Here is a 21,871-nt window from a genome sequence, read left to right on the forward strand (position 1 = left end):
TCCGTCCGTCAGCTGCTCCGATCCTACGCTGCCAAACGCTAACTTCGTTGTCGTCACGCTTCCGTCCAATAAGTGCTCTGAACCTATGCTATCATACGCCAGTTTCGATGAAGTTACGCTTCCTCCCATCAGCTGTTCTGAATCTACACTGCCATAAGCCAGCTTCGATGTCGTCACACTTCCGTCTGCCAACTGTTCTGAACTTACGCTTCCATGTGTAAGCTTCGCTGATGTCACACTTCTATCCGTCAGTTGTTCTGAACCTACGCTTCCATACGCAAGCTTTGTGGATATCACACTTCTATCCGTCAGTTGTTCTGAACCAATGCTTCCATTCGCCAGCTTCGCGGATGTCACGCTTCCGTCCATCAGCTGTTCCAAACCTACGCTGTCAAAAGCTAGCTTGGTCGTCGTCACGCTTCTGTCTATCAAGTGCTCTGAACCTACACTGTCATATGCCAATTTTGATGATGTTACACTTCCGCCCATCAGCTGTTCTGAATCTACGCTTCCATACGCAAGCTTCGATGTCGTCACACTTCCATCAGTCAGCTGTTCCGAATTTACACTGCCAAATGCCAGCTTCGATGATGTCACACTTCCGTCCATCAGCTGATTCGAACCTATGCTGCCTAACGCCAGTTTCTCTGTTGTCACACTTTCGTCAGTCAGCTGTTCTGATCCAACGCTTCCATACGTAAGCTTCGCTGATGTCACACTTCTATCCGTCAGTTGTTCTGAACCAACGCTTCCATACGCAAGTTTCGATGATGTCACACTTCTATCCATTAGTTGTTCTAAACCAATGCTTCCATGCGACAGTTTCGATGTTGTCACACTGCCATCAGCTAGTTGCTCCGAACCTATGCTTTCATACGCCAGCTTCGATGTCGTTACACTGCCTTCCGTCAGCTGTTCCGAATTAACACTGCCAAATGCCAGCTTCGTCGTTGTCACGCTTCCGTCCGTCAGCTGATCCGAACCTACGCTGCCTAACGCCAACTTCGTCGTTGTCACGCTTCCGTCCGTCAGCTGTTCTGATCCAACGCTGCCAAACGCTAGTTTCCATGCAGTCACGCTTCCATCCATTAACTGCTCCGAGCCTATGCTCTCTAACGCAATCTTTGTTGTAGTTACACTTTCATCTGACAACTGATCCGTACCTACGCTGCCTAGTTCAAGCTTCGAGGTCGTCACACTGCCATCCGACAACTGTTCCGTACCCACGCTGCCAAGCACCAGCTTCGTCGTAGTCACACTGCCATCCGACAACTGTTCCGGCCCTACACTGCCTAGTACCAGCTTCGATTTTGTTACACTGCCGTCCGCCAACTGCTCTGTACCTACACTGCACAGCTCCAGCTTCGATTTCGTCACACTGCCATCCGACAACTGATCCGAGCCTACACTGCCTAGCACCAGCTTTGATTTTGTTACACTGCTATCCGCCAACTGATCCGTACCTACACTGCGCAGCTCCAGCTTCGATTTCGTCACACTGCCATCCGACAACTGATCCGTACCTACGCTGCGTAGCTCCAGCTTGGATTTCGTCACACTGCCATCCGACAACTGATCCGTACCTACACTGCCCTGTACCAACTTAGTCGTCGTCACACTGCCATCCGACAACTGATCCGTACTCACGCTGCCAAGTACCAGCTTCGATGTCGTCACACTGCTATCCATCAACTGATCCGTACCCACGCTGCCACGTACCAACTTATTCGTCGTCACACTGCCATCCGACAACTGATCCGAGCCTACGCTGCCTAGTACCAGCTTCGATTTTGTTATACTACCGTCTGCCAACTGCTCCGTACCTACACTGCCTAACTCAAGCTTCGATGCCGTTACACTGCCATCCGTCAACTGATCCGTACCCACGCTGCCAAGTACCAGCTTCGATGTCGACACGCTGCGATCCGATAACTGCTCCGTACCTACACTGCGCAGCTCCAGCTTCGATTTGGTCACACTACCATCTGACAACTGCGCCGAGCTTATGCTGCCTAGCTCCAGCTTCGACGACGTTACACTTCCGTCCGCCAACTGCCCCGTACCCACACTGCCTAGTTCCAGCTTCGATGTCGTCACACTGCCGTCCGCCAACTGCTTCGTGCCTACGCTGCCTAGTACTAACTTCGTCGTCGTCACACTTTCATTCGCCAGCTGCTCCGAACCTACACTGCCTAGTACCAGCTTCGATGTCGTTACGCTTCCGTCCGACAACTGATCCTTTCCTACGCTACCTAGCTTCAGCTTCGACGTCGTCACGCTTCCGTCTGCCAGCTGCTCAGTCCCCACACTGTCGACTGACAACAACTTACTATCGATAGAGCCTTCCTTAAGCTTTCTGCCCAAAATACTGTTGTCAGCAATTCGATCAAACACAAGCACATCATTAGCCAAATGAGCTAGTGTAATCGTGCCCTTGCGAACGTGATAGCCTTGAATCGAATCGGATTTCAAATGTTTGCCGGCAAGTGATTCGAGCTGTACATGCTCGCTTGAGACGGCATCTTGAGCCAGCTTTGCACTCGTCACCGACTCATCCTGCAATGCATGTTCGTTTACACTATTTATTGTTAAATGCGTTGCATTTACCGACTCTGGCTTAAGCTGCTTCGCGCCAATCGACAATTCCGCTATTTTACCCGACGTAATAGCTCCTGGTGCGATATGATCCGTACCTACAGCACCTTTGCTTATGACATCAGCACCTACGGAATCGTTTTGCAATTGCGCTGGTCCAATACTGTTTGCTGTCAGCTTTTCAATCGTAATCGAATCATCCGCCAAATGCGCGGCATGAACCGCCCCTTCTCCCAAATGGATTCCAAGCACGGATGCATTTCCCAAATGACGGCTAAGCACCGCTTCATTTGCTATCTGCTTTGATTGCACAGCGCCGTAAGCTAGTTTAGCAGATGTAATGACACCATCTTGAAGGTGCTCATTTCCGATCGATTGATCAGCCAAATGTTCAGCTCCAATTGCATGAGCTTCAATATGGGTCGAGCGAATCGATTCTGCTTGTAGGTGGTGGGAAGCAATCAAATTGGCTCCGAGATGCCCTGGCATAATAGCTTGAGACGCAATCTTGACACTCGATACGCTTCCGTCTGCGAGCTTGCCAGTCGAGACGCTTAAATCAGCCAGCTTATCGGTCGTAACCGATTCAGGGGAAAGCTTTAATGAATTTACAGTATGATCTGCCAAATGATGCGAAAAAACTGCACCTGAAGCAATAGCTTGATCCGTAACAGCGCCTTTCGTTAGCTTGCTGCTCGTAACTGAACCGTCTTGCAGCTTTTTGTTATCTACAGCATCCTTTGCGAGATGGCGTCCTTCAATGATCTCGGATTTTAAATGCATGCCGTTCACTGCTTCTGAAGAAATCGCTTCACCCGTTACGGCACCCTTAGTAAAATGATACGACCTTAACACTTCAGGGGCTAGCTTCTGAAACGTTACCGATTCATCCTGAAGATGTCGGGATTCAATAGCAAAGTTTGCTATGACTTTACTATCAACAGCACCATCAGCCAACTTGCTTCGCGTAATTGAAGCATCCGCTAATTGAGTAGTACCAACAGCCTCCATACCAATATGGCCAACACGAATGGATAAAGGCGCGATTTTATCTTCATTAACAATCCCGCTCTGCAAATGATCCCGTTTAATTGCATTTGCTGCAATATGCTTCATATTTACTGCATCTGTTGTCAGATGCGCCTGCAATATTTGCCCATCGGCAATTTTGTCGGATGTAATGCTCCCGGTGCCCAAATGACGGCTGTGAACGGAGTCATTCGCGAGCTTCTGAGCATTAACGGATTGATCAGAAAGCTTAGAGATCGTTATTGAATGATCAACAATTTTAATGGTGGATACCGATTGATCCGCAAGCTTCCTAGAGTTAATGGACTGATCCCCGATGTGCTCACTTGTTATTTGCCCTGTTCCGATGTGGGAGCTCAGAACGGCCGCTGCTTGAAGATGAGACGAAGATACCGATTCGTCCGCTAATTGTTCTGCTTTTACCGCTTTTGCTTGCAGCTCCCTTGTTCCGATTGCCCCTTCTGCTAGATGTTCCGCGGCTATATCTCCGAGGGCCAAATGCTTTCCCTGAATAATACCAACTGCGACATGCTCAGATAGCAGCAATCCAGGCTTCAAATGCTCCGCTTCAATCGCTTCTGCTGCTATCTTCTCACTCGTAACTGCTGAGTCACGAAGCTTGGAGTGTGTTACTGCTCCTTCAGAAAGCTTTGAGTTGTCAATGGCCTCATTAGCCAAATTTTCCGGCCCAATCGTACCGCTTTTAATTTTATCGCCAGTAATGGCTTGATCGGCAAGCAGGTCTGTTGTAATGAGCAATGACTTCAAATGCCTGGACTCGATTGACCCTTCTGCAATTTTGTCCATACTGATCGTACGATCTGCAAGCTTCTCCGACGAGATGCTGCCGTCTTGAAGTTTATTTCCAGAAATTGAATAATCCAAAATTTTGTTTCCAGTAATCGAGTGGTTTACCAAATGCTCGCCCATAATCGATTCTTTTGCAATTTTAGCGGAGTTGATTGTGCCGTCAGCTAAATGAATGGTGTGAATGGAATAATCGGCAATCGTGCTTGCCTGCACGCTGCCAGCTGCCAGCTTGCTGCTGTCGATCGACCCAGGTGCAATTTTCTCTGATGTAACCGAAAAGTCCACCAAATCATCCGTGTATATAAAAGCTGGAGGACCTTCCGGCGCCAATTTCTCATCAAGTTTCTCAAACTTTTCTTCCAAGCTTAACTGATCAATCTGCTCGGCAAGCTCTTCGACAGCGAGACGCTCTTGCTCTTCAATCTGCTGCAGCTGCTCCAGCATATCCAAATGTTCTAATTGCTCCTGCTGCTCTTCTTTTTGCGATTGTTCCAATTGTTCTTGCTGTTCCGATTGTTCCAGCTGTTCCCCTTGCTCCAACAGTTCTACTTGCCCCGCTTGTTCCTGCTGCTCTTCTTGTTCCAACAGTCCCAGCTGCAGCACTTGCTCCAGCTGTTCTGCTTGCTCCTCTAATTCCAGTTGAATAAGCTGTTCTAACTGTTCAATCTCCTCAGCGTCCTCCATCGTGACAACTTCCGAATCCATCTGCTCTAATGGATTCTCGAGAATGAGAGCGAGTGCGTTAATGTTCGCCTTCTCCTTCTCCTTCTCCTTCTCTTCTTCCTCTTTTTTAATCAACGTTTTAGCTGCATGTGCTTGTGCAACAGCGGCCTTCTTCCTGTTCAAATCATCTAGCCACTTTAACTCGGAAGCATTCGGATTATCAACATAAAAAAGCGGCTTTCGCCCCTTCGGGCTTTTCCCTTTTCTGTTTTTTGTCATAGTCCTCTCCTTCTTCCACCTGAAATGTCATAGGTAATATATGCAGGTACCCATGGGCTGGCTACAAGGAGTACAGACAAATGTACATATGCGGCTTTTAACAAACAAAAAACCGCGGGAGCATGCTGCTCTCCGCGGTTTCTGTTTCAACTTTTTTAACTATTTCGATCTGGACAATAAATACAAGAAATAAGGTGCTCCAATAACAGCAACAACAATGCCTGTTGGAATTTCGTTTGGCTGGAATGCCCATCTGGCAAGTGTATCCGCCACAATAACGAGCAGCGCGCCTACAAATGCTGAAGCTGGCAATAATACCTGATGCTGCGGACCGACAAGTCTTCTTGCCAAGTGAGGCGCTATGAGTCCGACAAATCCGATGCCCCCGCCGACAGCAACGCAAGAACCAGCCAGGCCCACCGCTGCAGCAAGCAGCAATGCCCGCTCCTTGTTCACTTGAGCTCCAAGTCCAACTGCCAATTGATCGCCTAAATTTAAAGCATTCAAGGCTTTCGACTTATATTGCACGATTGGAAAAATAACGATTAACCATGGGAGCAGTGCAAGCACATACTTCCAGTTCGTTCCCCAAATGCTCCCCGCCATCCATACAGCAAAAAACTGATATTTCTCAGGCGTAAGACGCAAAATCAAAAGCTGCATCGCTGCGCTAATACCCGCCGCTACAGCGATACCTACCAATATCATCCGAGTTGGCAATAACCCTCGATGTCTCTTATACGAAAGTACAAAAATAAGCAATGCGGTAAATGATGCACCGATTAATGCAAGAAACGGCATCAAAAAAATAGAGCCCTTTTCCGTTGTCGGATAAAAAGAAATAAACAATATAACTGCAAGCCCTGCGCCCGCGTTTATACCCAGCAGCCCTGGATCAGAAAGCGGGTTGCGCGATAATCCTTGTATAATACAGCCCGATACTGCAAAACCTGCGCCAATTAATATAGAGATGACAATCCGCGGCAAGCGGAAATCAAATAGAATTAGCTCCTGCTTAGCTGTTCCTGATCCCAATAACGTTTTGAATACATCAAGCGGCGCTAAGCGAATAAAACCAGTGTTCATACTAATGATAACAGACAAAATAATAAGTACGCTAAGCACGGTCATTACGAGGACTGCGCGTTTTCTTCTACGCTGTTCGGTTTCGGTAATAAAATAAGTATTCATGCTTATTCTCCCTTCATTCTTGTTACAAGATAGAGGAAGAACGGAACGCCTATAACCGCGATTATAATACCGATAGCCACTTCCTGAGGCGGATTAATCAATCGCCCGCCAATATCCGCCAGCACCATAAGCAAACTTCCCAAAACCGCCGAGCATGGAATGATCCATCTGTAGTCGACGCCAACTAGGAATCGTGAGATATGAGGTATAATCAACCCTACAAAACCGATAGAGCCGACTGCTGAAACAGCGGTACCTGCCAGCAGTAAGACAATAATGACGCCTGCTGCTTTTACTAGGCCAGTTCGTTGTCCAAGACCTGCAGCAACATCATCGCCTAAGCTTAACAGCGTAATGGATCGCGATAACACAATGGCGCCAAGCAGTCCGCCAACGACCCATGGCCATACAATTTGAATTTGCAGCCATTTCGTTCCGGCTACCCCGCCAGCATACCAAAAAGCCAAATCCTGACCGATTTTATAATATATCGCTATGCCTTCTGTTATAGCAAGCAGCAATGCTCCTACAGCCGCACCAGCCAGTGTAAGCCGCACAGGTGTTAAGCCGCCTTTTGCTAATGAGCCGATTCCGTATACGAGTCCCATTGCAACTGCTGCACCCGCAAAGCACACAAACATAAGACCAAGATAAGATATTGAAGGGAAAAAAGCGAAGCAAAGCGCCAACATAAAACCTGCTCCTGCGTTAATTCCGAGCAAGCTTGAGTCTGCTAATGGGTTTCTAGTCATGCCTTGCATAACAGAACCTGCGACAGCGAAAGCTGCTCCCACCAAAGCAGCGGCTAACGCACGCGGCATACGAAGCTCTTTAATAATTTGATGCTGAATGTTTTCCTCATTGAAATGAAATACGCCATCCCACACCGTAGAGAGACTGATATCTGCTGCACCCACAGAGATAGATAATGCGAGCGATAATAAGAGTGCTGCAAACCCGCCGAATAAAATAATTGTAGCCACTAGCGGCCGTGTGCGCAGCTTTGTGCCTGCCAGCGCTTTCTTGTTTGATAGAGAAGACATTTGAAAACTACCCTTCTGTATGTATACTTTGGTTGATAAAAAATGCTTCATAAAGGAAGTCTGTTTCCAGACATAAAAAAACCCGCTCAACTGATAACGATTCTCGTTTTCAATATAGCAGATTTTTCATATGTTTTCAATGCAATAATTTAGATCTTTCGTGCTGTCTTCATGCGGCTTCCTATCAAGTAGAAAGTCTTCCTCTCATAGCAATAGTCGTAAAGCGGTTAGGAGAGAATCTGCTGATCGACGGTTCTCCCTGCTTTTCTTCCAATAGATCAGCAACAATATGAGCTGTGATTGGACTTAGCAAAATACCGTTGCGATAATGACCTGCGGCCATAATAACGGCTGGCATTCCCTCTACTTGCCCAAGCATTGGCATTCCATCTCGCGTTGCGGGACGCAAGCCTGCCCACCGATGCGCGGTTTCTTTTCCTTTAAGAAATGGAAAAAGCTGATTGCTGCTGCGAATTAAGCGGCCGATGCCTCGTTCTGTCACACTCGTCTCAAAGCCCGCAACATCTTCAGAAGCACCGCATACGAGCCGAGCATTTCTTTTTCCGACCCAATAGGCTTGGCTGGAGAAGACCATATGGCGAACTTCAGTTTCTTGATGCTCATAAGAACAGATTTGTCCCCGAATGGGATGGATCGGAACAGAAAGTCCGAACCATCTTTCATATTCACCTGACCAAGCGCCCGCGCAGACGACTAGCCGATCGGCATGAACCTTCTTTATCATCGTTTCTGCTCGGACAGACGCTCCCCCGCTCTGTTGAACTGCAACCTCTTCAATTTTACCCGCATGGGATAGGATGACGACACCTAACCTCCGGCAAGCTTCTTCAAGCGCTGCAACAAGCTTTGGCGCGTACACATGGCTCTCCTTTGGCGTAAATACGCCCGCAATTGCCGAATGAGCAAGCATCGGCTCCAGCTTCCTAAGCTGAGCTGCATCAATAAGCTGAGCTTCGGCTCCCCATTCATTTTGCCACTGCAATCTGGATTGTATGGGCAAGACGTCTGCTTCATGCATAAAAACGTTAATGCTGCCGCTCTGCACCCACTCCGTCGACATGCCGGATTGTTCCTCGATCGCTTTAATCCACGCCGGGTAGCTGCGGTGACTGTTTAGGCACAGCTGAAAAAAATGATCGGGCTGCTCCGTATTTTCTGAAAATGGAGCAAGCATGCCTGCTGCTGCACCGGATGCTTGCCCTCCGAGTGCGCTTGGCTCAATGAGTGTTACGTTCATGCCTCTACGCGCCGACTCGAAGGCACAAGACAAACCAATAATGCCGCCTCCAAGTATAATTACCGATTGGGGCATTATTGTTCCCCTCCTGCGCTAACTCCTGTTTCAAATAATGAGCCTGCCCAATCACTGCTTGCGGATGCATAACGTTTTTTCGGTATGCGGCCAGCCAGCCATGCCAGCCGCCCTGCTTCAATCGCTAATCGAAAAGCGCGAGCCATCATAATCGGATCCTGTGCCTTAGCGATAGGCGTATTAGCCAAAATGCCGTCCGCGCCTAGCTCCATCGCTTCCGCAGCGTCCTTTGCCGATCCAATACCCGCATCGATGATGACTGGAACGCTCGACTGCTCCGCAATAAGTCCGAGGTTATAGGGATTGAGCAATCCGAGCCCGGATCCAATTGGCGATCCTCCAGGCATAATTGCTGAAGCTCCTGCTTCCTCTAATTTCCGGCATAGAATTGGGTCATCAGATGTATAAGGAAGAACGATAAAACCCTCGTTCGCAAGCTGCTCCGTAGCACGCAGCGTTTCTATAGGGTCAGGCAAAAGTGTTCGATGGTCTCCGCTGATTTCAACCTTAATCCAGTTGCCAAGCCCAGCTTCTCTCGCCAGACGCGCAATTCGAACAGCCTCCTCCGCTGTTCTCGCACCAGATGTATTCGGCAAATATTGCATTTGTCTATCTTCAAAGTGTTGAAGTACCGAATCATCCTCTACACTCTCTAGATTAACCCTTCTAACCGCGAACGTAATAACCTCCGAACCCGACGCTTCAAGCGCCTGCTGCAGTACAGCAGGACTTGGAAATCGCCCCGTACCGAACAAAAAGCGCGACCGCAGCGCATGGCCTCCAATAAGAAGGACATCTTCATGATTCCAATTTCCCAAAATGTTCAGCCCCCTCCGACAAAATGTACAAGTTCGATGGAACTTCCGCCAAGTAATTCAGTTTCAGCCCACCTTGCACGTTGTACGATCATACCGTTAAGCTCAATAATGAGCTTTTTATGTTGTTGTCCAAGCTGGATGACCAGTTCTTCCACTGTTTTAGCGCTAGTCTGCTCCTCACGGCCATTTATCTTCACTGTCTTAAATGGATGAACATATTCAGAACGGTGTGCATCAATTTTCTTTAAGAAAGCCTGACAAACACCAGCCGGATCATTATGGCCAACAATGGCTGAAACTGCGCATATCCGTGTTGCCCCTGACGCTAGCACGGCATCAACATTATCAAGTGTGATGCCGCCAATAGCCACGAACGGTATGGAAATATGATGCGCTGCTTCCTTGACATAACTCGTAGTAACAGCCGTACGGCCCGGCTTTGTTTCGGTAGGGTACACTGGCCCAACGCCGATATAATCGGCTCCCTCCTGTTCAGCAGCCAGCGCTTGCTGCAGGTTATGCGTGGATATGCCAATTATGCGGTCAACTCCAAGCCATTCTCTTGCTTTGGCAATTGGCATATCATCCTGACCTAAATGAACACCGTCAGCATCCGTCTCAAGAACAAGATCAGGATAATCATTAATGATAAGAGGCACTTCATATTTTCGCGTTAGTATTCGAAGGGCTTTGGCCTCTTCAAGCACCTCATCCCTCGTCCCTGTTTTGTTGCGAAGCTGAACCATTTGAGCTCCGCCAATCAGCGCCTGCTCCATCACTTCAACGACTGATCTGCCAGGGTGATTAGATTTCGCTGTAATGGCGTAGAGCTTGAAGTTCCGCCAGCCTTGTCTACTCATTCTCAAACACAACCTTTCATCAAACAAATCATTTGTTTCCATTTCATAAAAACGTTTTAACGAGATTAATTGCATTCTCCGCATCCGCTGTGCCTTGCACAAGCACCCGTCCATCTGGGAAGAGAATCAGCTGCTCTCCGCTTGAGATCATCGCTTTCACTAAATACCGATTCACGGTGAGCGTGCAGCCAAGCGCTCTCAAAGCTTGCTCTACCTCTTTTAAATCAAACGGCTTGCCTAACGTCACCTGCACCGTATCCCTACCGCATAATACGGTAGAGCTTATTTGATTGTCTTCTGCTCTATCAGCTTCAAAACAACGCTTGTCGTCTATTGCTCCAACAGCCGTTTGGCCACAGTATGGACACTCGGCCCTGAACGTCGGCAGCTCCGATTCCCGCATTCGAAATGACCATAAATCAATGCTCAACCACGTTTTACGCAGCGCCGATTCATTGCCAGTGAGCCATTTTATCGCCTCAGCTGCTTGTATAGATGCAATCCATTCCACCGCTGGAGCGAGTACGCCCACCGTATCGCAAGTATCTGCCTCCTGCTCCATATCATCTGCTCCGATTAAGCAGCGCAAGCAAGATGTATCTCCAGGAACTAATGTTGCCTGCATGCCCTGCGCCCCAGCCACACCGCCATAAACAAATGGGATTCGCTGACTAAAGCATTGGTCGCTGACCAGCAGCCTTGTCGCTGCATTATCCGTCCCATCAAGGACGAGATGAACGCCTCCGGCTAGAAACCCGATGTTCTGTGCATTCACATCCGCTACTGTCGCCATAATGTTTACACTGCTGTTAATTTGGCGAAGCCGACTGGCAGCTGCCACTGCTTTGGGCATCACAGCCAGCGCGTCCGCCTCGTCAAAAAGCATTTGGCGCTGCAAGTTGCTCGGCTCAACAAAATCCCTGTCTACCAGCCTAACTTCCCCGACACCGGCTCTTACCATATGCTGCGCAAGCGAAGCTCCTAATGCGCCTACACCGACGATAAGCACCGAGGCATCGGCCAGCTTCCGCTGGCCTGCCTCTCCAATCAAAGCAAATCTCGTTTGCCTCGAATAACGATCTGCAAAAGCATCAAGAACAGAATCAACCATAAATCTTGCTCCCTGCCGCCTTGAATGCATCTGATTTTTCCTTCATTCCCGCTTCAATGGCTTCCGTTGTTTCCATATCGTTTTGCGCGGCATACTCTCTTATATCTTTAGTGATTCGCATGCTGCAAAATTTCGGCCCGCACATGGAGCAGAAATGAGCAGATTTAGCTGCATCTGCCGGAAGCGTCTCATCGTGGTAAGCCATCGCACGCTCTGGATCAAGCGACAGATGGAATTGATCACGCCAACGAAACTCGAATCGCGCTTTGGACAATGCATCATCACGCAGCTTCGCTCCCTGGTGCCCTTTCGCCAAGTCAGCCGCATGCGCTGCGATTTTGTAAGTAATAACGCCTTCCTTCACATCCTCCTTATTCGGGAGCCCAAGGTGCTCCTTCGGTGTTACATAACAAAGCATCGCCGTGCCGAACCATCCAATCATCGCAGCTCCAATTGCCGAAGTAATATGATCATAGCCTGGCGCGATATCGGTCGTTAGCGGTCCTAATGTATAGAAAGGCGCTTCATCGCATACTTCCAGCTGACGATCCATATTTTCTTTGATCAAATGCATAGGCACATGGCCAGGGCCTTCAATCATCACTTGTACATCATGTTTCCATGCAATCTTCGTTAGCTCACCAAGCGTATCCAGCTCAGCAAACTGAGCAGCGTCATTGGCATCTGCTATAGAACCGGGTCTCAGGCCGTCACCGAGCGAGAATGATACGTCGTATGCTTTCATAATTTCACAAATGTCTTCAAAATGCGTATATAGGAAATTCTCCTTATGATGTGCCAGGCACCAAGCTGCCATAATTGATCCGCCTCGCGAGACAATGCCCGTAACGCGCTTTGCCGTGAGTGGTATATAGCGCAGCAGCACACCAGCATGAATCGTAAAATAATCAACGCCCTGCTCGGCTTGTTCAATAAGCGTATCGCGGAATACTTCCCAGCAAAGGTCTTCTGCTTTGCCGTTCACTTTCTCCAGCGCCTGATAAATGGGCACTGTGCCAACTGGAACTGGTGAATTCCGCACGATCCACTCCCGCGTCGTATGGATGTTTTTCCCCGTGGACAAATCCATAATCGTATCGGCTCCCCAGCGCGTCGCCCAAGTCATCTTCTCCACTTCCTCTTCAATCGAAGATGCTACAGCAGAGTTGCCGATATTAGCATTGATTTTAACGTGAAACTGCCGCCCAATAATCATCGGCTCACTTTCTGGATGGTTGATGTTCGTTGGAATAATGGCACGGCCGGCCGCGATTTCGCTGCGCACAAACTCTGCACTCATCCCTTCGCGAATAGCGATGTATTCCATCTCAGAAGTAATGATCCCTTTGCGGGCGTAATGAAGCTGCGTAACATTTTGCCCTGTTTTGGCACGAAGCGGTTTCCTCGTTAACCCCGGGAATCGTTCAGCGCCTCGCTGCTCTGCTTTTTCAGCCGAAATAAATCCATTATCCTCAGGTTTGATTTCCCTGCCCTCATAGGGCTCTACATCACCACGCTGCAAAATCCATTCGCTGCGAATACCGGGCAAACCACGCCGAACATCTGCCTCATACGTTTCATCGGTATAAGGACCGCTTGCATCATAAACTCTTACAGGTTCATTCGGCAGCTCTTCACCATTTCTGCCAGTACTAGCTTCAAGTGCAATTTCTCTCATCGGAACACGGATGTTTCCCTTTGAGCCCTCGACGTACACCTTGCGGCTGCCCGGAAGCGGAGTAGAAAAAATAGACATAACAAAAACCTCCTAATGGAATAATAGAATTCCTCCTGGAGGCATACGCAAGCATATGAGAAAGTTTAAAACACCGCTGCTATACAAGTAGCTAGGCTGCTACAAGAGCTGCAATTGCTGGAGCGTGCATGGCGGCCACAAAGCTTTATCGATTCACTGGCGCCAAACAAAAAAACCGCTCCAGCAAAGGAGCGGTCGAAGAGTGTCGTCATGCGAGTGTTATCTTGCAAGGGTTCCCCTTAAGCAGATAAAGTCTTGCCGCATAAGCTGAGGCTTCAGCAGATTCCGGCAGAGCTTTCACGCGCAAAGCATAAACGCACAATCCCACTTTCCTACGCTGGCATAACCCAGATCAGGTTCAAAGGGACCAAAGCGATTCGCTTTATCTCAGCCATTACGGCGCCCCTAGTGGATTTCCTTGTTTGACTATACCGTTTAGTAAAGAAGGGTGTCAACCCTCTATTTTCCAAACCGCGGAAAAACACAGCCTGCTACAGTCCGCTTTCCTTCAGCAGCCTTACCCATCGATCAGCGGTGTGACGCCATGTAAATGTCTGCTCCACACGCTCGCGGCTGCGGCGCCCCAGCTTCTGCCTGAGCTGTTTATCGCGAAGCAGCAGATGCAGCTTTTCTCGCAGCTCTCGCTCGATATGAAGCTGATTGACCAAATAGCCCGTTTCGCCATTACGGATAATTTCTTTCATTCCGCCTGCACGTGTTGCGACTACCGGAACGCCGCAGGACATCGCCTCGACATTAACGAGCCCAAATGCCTCCCTCTGTCCAGATGGAACGACCGCTACATCGGCAACGAGCATCCAGCTGGGCACTTCCGAATGCGGCACGTAGGGCACAAAACGAACATGACCCGGACATTTGCGTCCAAGCTGTTCAAGCTTGCGAGCATAAGCCGTTTTGCGATGCGAGCCATAAAATGGGCTCCCTACGATGATAACGACGAGCTCCGGATGGCTTTTGGCAAGCTGCGGCACGATATTGAGAAGATGATGAACGCCCTTAAGCGGAATAAGCCTCCCCATAAAAAGCACCACTTTTTTACCATTCAATCCTCTCTTTTGCCTTAAACTCTCCCGTTTAGCGGCTCCTTCGGAGGAATATTGTGAAGGGAACCTGCCCGTATCTACCCCAGGATAAATGACTCGCAGCTTCGAAGCGACCTCTGGCGCTTTCGACACTACAATTCGCCTTAGAAACTCGCTATTTACGATGATTCTATCTGCTGCCTGCAAGCACTTATGCAAGTTTGCAGAAGAAATATAGGAGGGTGAAATGAAGGTGGAGGAATGCAAATAAAGCCAGACTCGTTTGCCTGGATTCAATCGCTTCATCGTCAGAACAAATTGGGGACGATTCTCGACGTCGATGACGTGAGGAGAAAAACGGTGAACCGCACGCCCTACCTCTTGAATATATCGCTGCTTATTGCCCGCTGCAAACCGTTCACATACAACACCGTTAAATTGTCCTTGACGAGGCAATCGCTTGCTCAGTCTTCCAAATATACGAGGTTCCGCGTAAGGCTTAAGCAGCGGGGCAAATTTCTCTACCACTCGCTCAACCGAGCTGCTCCCTGATGAAGGAATCGGGAAGGAGCCTGGTGTTACAATTGCAACTTTAATGGGTGCCATCTATTCGTATGCCTCCTGCATGATCTGCTTTTTTTGCAGTATCATACGTATCTAGCAACGGCTTTGGCACGGCTTTTCCAAGGCTATAGCTTGAATTTCATTTGGAACAGTCCAGCTCTTCGAGCTGCCATATAGATGATCACGACAAGCGGTCCGATGAATACACCGATAACACCGACGAGCTTGAAGCCGACATATAAACTTACAAGCGCTGACAATGAGCCGATCCCTACAGAATCTCCGAGAATTTTAGGCTCTACGATGCGGCGGAATACGGTAATAACTAGAAATAGAATAATTAGCCCTACCCCTACAAAAACATTGCCCGTCAGCAGCAAATAACTTCCCCATGGCACAAGTACAGAACCTGTTCCAAGAATCGGCATAATATCAACAATGATAATAAGCAGCGCGATAGCAAGCGGATATTTGACATTAAGTATGAGCAAACCGATCAACGAAATGATGTAGGTGAGTGCACTCAAAATAAACTGCGAACGCAAGAAACCAAAAATCGACTTTTTGAGATTGTTCAGCACATCATTGACCTGTGGCTGCGATTTTTCTTCAAATAATGAAAGCACCGTTGCCTTCATCGTATTTAGACTAAAGCTCATCATGTATACCGCTACCAAGAAAACGATAAAGAAGATGAACATGCCCGGGATGCTTGAAGCGAAAGCGATAACGGTGTTCGATAACGTACCTACCATTTTCGTTAATGTACTCGTTAGCTCCATTAGCCATTTCTCTAACGTTTCAATGGCGTCAGGAGGGAAGTTTTGATATAACGATTGTGCCTGAAACATGAGATCGTCTACCATCCCATTGGCATTTTCGAAGTATTGGGGCACTTTTTTGAAAAAGGCTATTAATTCGGCTACCACTTTCACGCCAAGCAGCGCGATTAGTCCGATCAGAATAACCGTAAAGAGGCTGCTTGATATTGTAGCTGCCACCAGCCGATTCATTCGGAATTTTTTCATAAACAGCTGATTAAGCGGCTCAAGAAAAATAGCTACAACAAGCGCAAGCAAGAAAGGAGCACCTACCGTAAAAAACAGATAGAGCAGCAATAACCCTAAAGCGATAAATACGATTGTCTTAATAGACACAGCTTCTCCTCCTCTCTATTCTTTTATATGCACTTTACGCCACTCTTAAACCAGCTCTTTCATACTAATCCAGCACTGCGCTGCGCTCATGGAAATTAACATCTTTATAGTACATATCCTTAACAAGGAGGTTAGGTCCGCAGCATGAAGCGACCGGGCAGTGACAATTCACACTTTGCGCAAGGGAATGGTCCAGCCATTTATCAAATAAATCCTCCAATTTGGACGAACCGATGTTGCCAAAAGCGGGCACATCAGAAAAGTCGGTTACAAATACATCGCCTGTAAACAAATTTACGTTCAGCCGATTGCGGCCGTCAGGATCGTTGCGTACCGTTACATTTGGCTCATTCGCTAATCTTCGCAGCAGTTCACGTTCTGATTTGCTGTCACTGCATGGATAAAAGGGAAGTGTGCCGAACAGCATCCAAACGGATTGGTCGCGCGCTTTCAGCAAGCGTTCAATAGCTTCCAGCATTTGCTCGCGTGAGAGAACCGGTAAATCCTTCGCAAAGGAGCTAGGATACATCGGATGCACCTCATGCCTCTGACATCCCATATCCACAATCAGCTGATGAATCTCATCAATTTTGTTATACGTTTTGTAATTGATCATAGACTCCGCAGAAACGAGTACACCTGTCTCGCTAAGGCGACGCGTGTTTTCGATCATTCGTTCATAAAGCTTGGTCGCGGCTTCGAGCGATACATGGTGATTGGCTTTCGCAAATCCAATTTGGTGAAAATCTTCCGGAGACGTGTAGTTAAACGAAATGTGCATGACATCTAGATAAGGAGCTAGCTGCTCATAACGGCTGTAAGGCAGCGTCACGTTCGAATTGATTTGGGAGCGAATGCCGCGGCTGCGGGCGTATTGAAGCAACGGCACCATATAATCACGAACCGTTCGGTCGGAGAAGGATGGCTCCCCGCCTGTAATGCTTATCGTTTCGAGATGCTCTACTTCATCCAGTCGATCCAGCATCTGCTTAAGCGGCAGCTTGGAGGGTTCTGTCATTACAAGTGTATCTCCAACTGCGCAATGCTCGCATCGCATATTGCATAGGTTGGAAACGGTCATTTCGACGCTTGTTAAGCGATGTCTTCCATATTGCTGCAACGAACGAATGGGATCCCACGGATCATTCGTTGGCGAAAGTGTGGATAACGGTGTTCTTGATTGTTGAAATTGTATTGTGTTCATTTTTCTTCAGCACCTGACTTATTTTCTGGAATGAATCATTCTTTAGTTATTGTAATGCGCGACTGCAAAGGAAGCAAATAAAACGGCAAAAAAAGAAGCAAAAAGGAGCCCTAAGCGGCTCCCAATCTGTCTTTCGTTAAATGCCTGAGGCAAACTGCACTTCGCTCGCGTCATCGTTCACGCTGACGATCATCATCGTGAGCTGCTTCGACAAATCGATCTCGTAAGGCGATTTCAATTCCTCGCCCGCTTCATTATATAGAATACGAATAATAGGTCGATGCGGGTAAGAATGATTAAGATCTGCTACGATACCCGACTCTCCTGTTTGCAGCTTAACTGTTATTCCAATCGGGTAAATAGCAACCTTATCGCGGAACAGCTGCAGCATTCGCTGCTCGTATAACGTTCCCGTACCGGCATAAAGCCGCTCAATCGCGTGATGTGGAAGCATTGGAGCACTGTAGACGCGATTTGTTGTCATGGCGTCATACGAATCGACCAACCCGATCCACTTTGCATAATCATGAATTTCATTGCCTTTGATTCCGCGCGGATAACCGCTTCCGTCAATTCGCTCATGATGCTGGAATGCACAGTGGGCAACAAGCAGCGGCAGGTTAGGCTCATCCTTGAGCAGCTCGTAACCGATTCTCGCATGCTGCTTCATCGCTTCGAACTCTTCTTTGGAGAGGGAGCCTGGTTTTCTTAACACATCGATCGCAATCTGCGTCTTGCCGATATCGTGAAGAAGAGCGCCCATGCCAAGCGTCGTAAGCTCATCCTTGGAATAGCCGTTCGACATACCGAGCAGGGTCGTATAAACGCAGACGTTTAAAGAATGCTGGAACAAATAATGATCAACAGAGCTCATGTCCATTAACATGATCATGGCATCCTGATGACCGGAGAGGTCATCGATAATCATATTCATCATATTTTTAAATGGCTGTGCAATATAGGGGTAGGTTACGCCTTTTTTGCGTTTAGGACGATCCATCATTTCGCGGAAATTCGTTCGAATTTCCTTCAGCGCGATTTGCATCGTTTCCTCTCTAATTAAAGAAGGCAGCACAATATCATCCGTCTTCGGATCTGTTATATAAACATATTGAATTCCGCATTGATCCAAGCGGGATATAAGTCTCTCTGTCAGTTCCATATTTTCGCCAAGAAGAACGATACCCTCTTGAGAAAATATTTTTTTGGCCAGCTTCATACCCGGCCTGCATTTCGCTATTGGCAACAACCGCATTTTCTCGATCCTTCCCCATTAAAAGTCGGCTAACTATTACATCGGAAAAAATCGTTCGTAATGTTAATGTACGGGATATACGGGAAAATCGCAACCATTTTATACTATATTTTCGACATGAATTGTCGATATTTTTCATCTTCTTTGTCAAATCGAGGTATTTTCCCATCTTAGCTGACAACATTCCGCCAATTCAGACGAATTTTGCAGCTGCGCTTCGATCACGTCTCGAATGAATTCGGGCAAGAAATAGTTCACTTGCACCGCGTTGGCGAGCGACTCGTAACCCGCCTTGAAACTGAACATATCGATCGTTCCGAGCTTATACAGTCGTTCATCATCCAGCGTTTCTCCATTAACCGTTACCTGTATGAGTCTATCCATCGGCATTCTGTTCGAATCGTAGGTAACGGACAAGCCATCTATGGCAAGCGTTCCCAGCACTTCACCGCGAAAGCCGTATCCCTTGATCGGCTTATGGATAAATTCGGGCAGCAGCGCTTGCTCCAGCGCTGTCCTTATATCCGTGCCTGCGATGAGCATGAGGCACGGATTAATCGGCGACGGACAGAGGGCGTGCAATTCGCCCGCTGTCACGTCCCCTTGCGCGAGGCCGCCGAGCAGCTGTCCAGCGTTGACGATGCCGATCTCGGCATCGGTCCAGCGGCGCAAGCCAGCGGCCAGCAGGTTGCCGAGCGGTGATTCCCGCTCGGCTCTGGCGGGCAGCGGTGCAGAAAGCCGGGCGATAACCCGGCTTAGGCGCTGCTGTCCCGCCTTTAGGTAGCTGCCGATGATGGCGGCAGCTTCGGGATGCTCTTCCATTGCGGCCGTAGGAACGCAGGTTGCGCGGAACATTGGGCGCGAGGAAACGTCATCCATTCCGATTTCTACTCGCCCGATATACTCGCCGAATTTCCCGGCTGCACAAATCGTCGTATCACCGATAACAATTGGCTCTTCTAATAAATGATGGGTATGTGCTCCCAAAATAAGATCGATGCCCTCAAGCTTCTCCGCCATTTGCTTATCGAAGGTAATCCCAATATGGGACATCACTACCAGCACATCTACCTTATCTCTCAGCTTTGCCGCCTGTTCTTGCACCGCCGCGAATGGATCAGATACTTGCCAGCCTAGCAAGAAATAAAAGTCAGAAAAGGCCGCTGTGACGCCTATGATACCGATTCGAAGTTCATTTTTATCAATGATAGTGCTTGGCAGCAGCCAATCAGGCTGCTCACCTGTAGCGGCCTCGTGCATATTGGCACAAACGACAGCAAACTGAGCGCGATCGGTATACGCCTCCGAAATCGTCTGAGAAGAATAAGTAAGTCCTTCATTATTGCCAAGTGTTATTACTTCATAACCAGCTTGATTTAAAAGCTCTACATTAACAATCCCATCGCTGCCTTCAGTCTCCACTCGCATGCGATCCATATGGTCTCCGCAGTCTACCGCAAGCACTCGCTCATTGCCCCAGCTTCGTCTTTCCTCTGTGATAAATGAAGCGATCTTGGCGGCATGCTCCAGACGACTATGTATATCATTGCTATGAAGAAGCACTACCCTTGTACGAAAACTGTCCGTCAAATTCATGCACGCCTCCTTAATGCCTGTACTCATCGACACAAAACCAGTCTACTTGTTATTACGCAAATCATTCATCGAAAATGTATGCTTAAAACCATATGCTGCTTCAACCTGCGTATTTGGCTCATCGTGTCCAATTTTGAGTTTAACGATGCTTTTCACATTTAAGCATTTGCTGCTGCCGTTGGGCACATAAAGGCGGATAGGGCCTGCCTTCTGCAAAGGCAAGCCATTAATCCGGTAAAGCACAGCCGCCTGCTCAAGCTGCTCCCATGGAATAGTAGCCTCGAAAGAATCCGCCGCTTCTACAATTAAATAAGATGGCGTCTTGGACGCTGCAGCATTCTCAGAATTATTGTCCCTCATCCATGCAGCGTACCATTGATATAAGTCAAATGCTTCACCTTCAGCATCCGGCACTCTGCCTGCAATAAGGAAGCTTGCGCCCGAAAGTTTTGCCATCTCCTCTGGGGTCGTAACGGACATTCCTATCTCAAAATGTTCAATCTTGATCTCATGCATCAGTTGCTCGTCAGCCTCCAATCTGCGACATCCGCCGTTCGGTAGGAATATGAGTTTGTGCGCTGTCAGCCAGCTTAGCCGCCATTTCATGATTTTCCGGCTTAATGTCCATCGATTTCAGCAGCAATTGCTGCATTTCCTCTGGATGCCCTAATGCTTCTCTTACATTCAGCTCATCTACCCAATATAAGCAAGGCTTAATGGACCCATCCGCTGTTAAGCGCAGCCGATTGCAATTGCTGCAGAAGTGATCGCTGATAGGATGAATAAGCCCGAAGGAGCCGCGGCCGCCCTTCATTTGCCAATCCTCTGAAGGACCGTTTCCATGCACGTTTGGTCCGCGGCTAATCGTATAGCCCTCTTGCTCTGCTACTTCCAGTACACGCGAAAGCGGCAAATAATGCTTTTTCCAATTTTCATCCGCATGGCCGATTGGCATATATTCAATAAATCTAACATGCATCGGCTGCTCGTAGGCGAGTTTTAAAAATGCGGCAATTTCATCCTCATTTACTTCTTTAAGAAGCACGCAATTCAGCTTAATAGGGTCGAAGCCTACTGCTGCTGCCGCTTCGATTCCTTCCATCACACGTTTTAATTCCCCGCTTCTTGCAATAAAGCGAAATCTTGTGGAGTCCAGCGTATCTAAACTAATATTGACACGATTCAAGCCTGCTGCTCGAAGCGCTTCCGCTTGTTTGGCTAGAAAAACACCATTCGTCGTTAATGCTATATCTTTAATGCCAGCTATGGCAGATAATCTTTTAATTAAACCATCGAGACCCGGCCTTATAAGCGGCTCGCCTCCGGTAATGCGCAGCTTCGTAATGCCAAGCGCCGCACCCGCTTCAACTACCTCGACAATTTGATCATAGGAAAGTAAATTTTCTGATTCTGTGAATTCCATTCCTTCCTCTGGCATGCAATACAAGCATCGCAAATTACAACGATCCGTTACTGAAATACGTAAGTAATCGTGTACCCGTCCAAAACGATCCGTCAATGTCGGCATGACCTTCACTCCCTTTCTGTACGAGTATAAGCATAA

The 21,871-nt window shown here is 48.1% G+C and carries 15 protein-coding genes and 1 riboswitch; all 15 genes read right to left on the bottom strand.

All coding sequences use genetic code 11. From position 1 onward, the window contains the following. Positions 1-5,376 (bottom strand): hypothetical protein (locus tag ACIFSR_RS33335; protein ID WP_430063472.1); only part of this gene is annotated, 5,376 nt, incomplete at its 3' end. A 159-nt stretch (positions 5,377-5,535) separates the two neighbouring features. After that, positions 5,536-6,567, bottom strand: coding sequence for a FecCD family ABC transporter permease (locus ACIFSR_RS33340; protein ID WP_430063474.1), 1,032 nt, complete (start codon positions 6,565-6,567; stop codon positions 5,536-5,538). A 2-nt stretch (positions 6,568-6,569) separates the two neighbouring features. Continuing rightward, positions 6,570-7,610 (bottom strand): FecCD family ABC transporter permease, encoded by a 1,041-nt coding sequence (locus ACIFSR_RS33345; RefSeq protein WP_430063476.1) that lies wholly within the window; start codon positions 7,608-7,610, stop codon positions 6,570-6,572. Between the two features lie 184 nt (positions 7,611-7,794). After that, the gene (gene thiO / locus ACIFSR_RS33350; protein WP_430063478.1) at positions 7,795-8,943 is read right to left on the bottom strand and encodes a glycine oxidase ThiO; all 1,149 of its coding nucleotides are present in this window, start codon (positions 8,941-8,943) and stop codon (positions 7,795-7,797) included. Continuing rightward, complete coding sequence (locus ACIFSR_RS33355) at positions 8,943-9,761, bottom strand: thiazole synthase (protein WP_430063480.1); 819 nt, start codon at positions 9,759-9,761, stop codon at positions 8,943-8,945. Before ACIFSR_RS33355 ends, thiO begins: the two co-directional genes overlap by 1 nt. Positions 9,762-9,766: 5 nt before the next feature. After that, positions 9,767-10,621, bottom strand: coding sequence for a thiamine phosphate synthase (thiE, locus tag ACIFSR_RS33360; protein ID WP_430063482.1), 855 nt, complete (start codon positions 10,619-10,621; stop codon positions 9,767-9,769). A 43-nt stretch (positions 10,622-10,664) separates the two neighbouring features. Further along, complete coding sequence (locus ACIFSR_RS33365) at positions 10,665-11,732, bottom strand: ThiF family adenylyltransferase (protein ID WP_339204073.1); 1,068 nt, start codon at positions 11,730-11,732, stop codon at positions 10,665-10,667. After that, positions 11,725-13,488, bottom strand: a complete 1,764-nt coding sequence (gene thiC, locus ACIFSR_RS33370) for a phosphomethylpyrimidine synthase ThiC (RefSeq protein WP_430063484.1) — start codon at positions 13,486-13,488, stop codon at positions 11,725-11,727. Before thiC ends, ACIFSR_RS33365 begins: the two co-directional genes overlap by 8 nt. 312 nt (positions 13,489-13,800) lie before the next feature. Beyond that, positions 13,801-13,905: riboswitch (TPP riboswitch) on the bottom strand. A gap of 74 nt (positions 13,906-13,979) precedes the next feature. Continuing rightward, a complete protein-coding gene (locus tag ACIFSR_RS33375; RefSeq protein WP_339204075.1) occupies positions 13,980-15,137 on the bottom strand; it encodes a glycosyltransferase family 4 protein in 1,158 nt (385 codons plus the stop codon). A gap of 83 nt (positions 15,138-15,220) precedes the next feature. Further along, a complete protein-coding gene (gene ytvI, locus ACIFSR_RS33380; protein WP_076270261.1) occupies positions 15,221-16,252 on the bottom strand; it encodes a sporulation integral membrane protein YtvI in 1,032 nt (343 codons plus the stop codon). Between the two features lie 64 nt (positions 16,253-16,316). Then, positions 16,317-17,456 carry a radical SAM/CxCxxxxC motif protein YfkAB gene (gene yfkAB, locus ACIFSR_RS33385; protein ID WP_430063487.1) on the bottom strand — a complete coding sequence of 380 codons (1,140 nt, stop codon included), beginning with the start codon at positions 17,454-17,456 and terminating at the stop codon, positions 16,317-16,319. Positions 17,457-17,592: 136 nt separating this feature from the next. Beyond that, positions 17,593-18,711 carry an HD-GYP domain-containing protein gene (locus ACIFSR_RS33390; protein WP_339204077.1) on the bottom strand — a complete coding sequence of 373 codons (1,119 nt, stop codon included), beginning with the start codon at positions 18,709-18,711 and terminating at the stop codon, positions 17,593-17,595. Positions 18,712-18,858: 147 nt separating this feature from the next. Then, positions 18,859-20,307 (bottom strand): bifunctional metallophosphatase/5'-nucleotidase, encoded by a 1,449-nt coding sequence (locus ACIFSR_RS33395; RefSeq protein ID WP_430063489.1) that lies wholly within the window; start codon positions 20,305-20,307, stop codon positions 18,859-18,861. A 42-nt stretch (positions 20,308-20,349) separates the two neighbouring features. Further along, on the bottom strand, positions 20,350-20,823 hold the full coding sequence (locus ACIFSR_RS33400) for a hypothetical protein (protein WP_430063491.1): 474 nt from the start codon (positions 20,821-20,823) through the stop codon (positions 20,350-20,352). A gap of 10 nt (positions 20,824-20,833) precedes the next feature. Further along, the gene (gene moaA / locus ACIFSR_RS33405) at positions 20,834-21,835 is read right to left on the bottom strand and encodes a GTP 3',8-cyclase MoaA (protein WP_430063493.1); all 1,002 of its coding nucleotides are present in this window, start codon (positions 21,833-21,835) and stop codon (positions 20,834-20,836) included. Positions 21,836-21,871: the final 36 nt, after the last annotated feature.

Source organism: Paenibacillus sp. NRS-1760, from assembly GCF_050467785.1.
Lineage (GTDB): Bacteria > Bacillota > Bacilli > Paenibacillales > Paenibacillaceae > Pristimantibacillus.

What these genes read in the sequence shown, in the direction of transcription:
- ACIFSR_RS33375 (WP_339204075.1), bottom strand. Translation starts at nt 15,137, where the DNA reads ATGGCACCCATTAAAGTTGCAATTGTAACACCAGGCTCCTTCCCGATT.
- thiE (WP_430063482.1), bottom strand. Translation starts at nt 10,621, where the DNA reads ATGAGTAGACAAGGCTGGCGGAACTTCAAGCTCTACGCCATTACAGCG.
- ACIFSR_RS33345 (WP_430063476.1), bottom strand. Translation starts at nt 7,610, where the DNA reads ATGTCTTCTCTATCAAACAAGAAAGCGCTGGCAGGCACAAAGCTGCGC.
- ACIFSR_RS33340 (WP_430063474.1), bottom strand. Translation starts at nt 6,567, where the DNA reads ATGAATACTTATTTTATTACCGAAACCGAACAGCGTAGAAGAAAACGC.
- thiO (WP_430063478.1), bottom strand. Translation starts at nt 8,943, where the DNA reads ATGCCCCAATCGGTAATTATACTTGGAGGCGGCATTATTGGTTTGTCT.
- thiC (WP_430063484.1), bottom strand. Translation starts at nt 13,488, where the DNA reads ATGTCTATTTTTTCTACTCCGCTTCCGGGCAGCCGCAAGGTGTACGTC.
- ACIFSR_RS33395 (WP_430063489.1), bottom strand. Translation starts at nt 20,307, where the DNA reads ATGAATTTGACGGACAGTTTTCGTACAAGGGTAGTGCTTCTTCATAGC.
- ACIFSR_RS33390 (WP_339204077.1), bottom strand. Translation starts at nt 18,711, where the DNA reads ATGCGGTTGTTGCCAATAGCGAAATGCAGGCCGGGTATGAAGCTGGCC.
- ACIFSR_RS33400 (WP_430063491.1), bottom strand. Translation starts at nt 20,823, where the DNA reads ATGCATGAGATCAAGATTGAACATTTTGAGATAGGAATGTCCGTTACG.
- yfkAB (WP_430063487.1), bottom strand. Translation starts at nt 17,456, where the DNA reads ATGAACACAATACAATTTCAACAATCAAGAACACCGTTATCCACACTT.
- ACIFSR_RS33365 (WP_339204073.1), bottom strand. Translation starts at nt 11,732, where the DNA reads ATGGTTGATTCTGTTCTTGATGCTTTTGCAGATCGTTATTCGAGGCAA.
- moaA (WP_430063493.1), bottom strand. Translation starts at nt 21,835, where the DNA reads ATGCCGACATTGACGGATCGTTTTGGACGGGTACACGATTACTTACGT.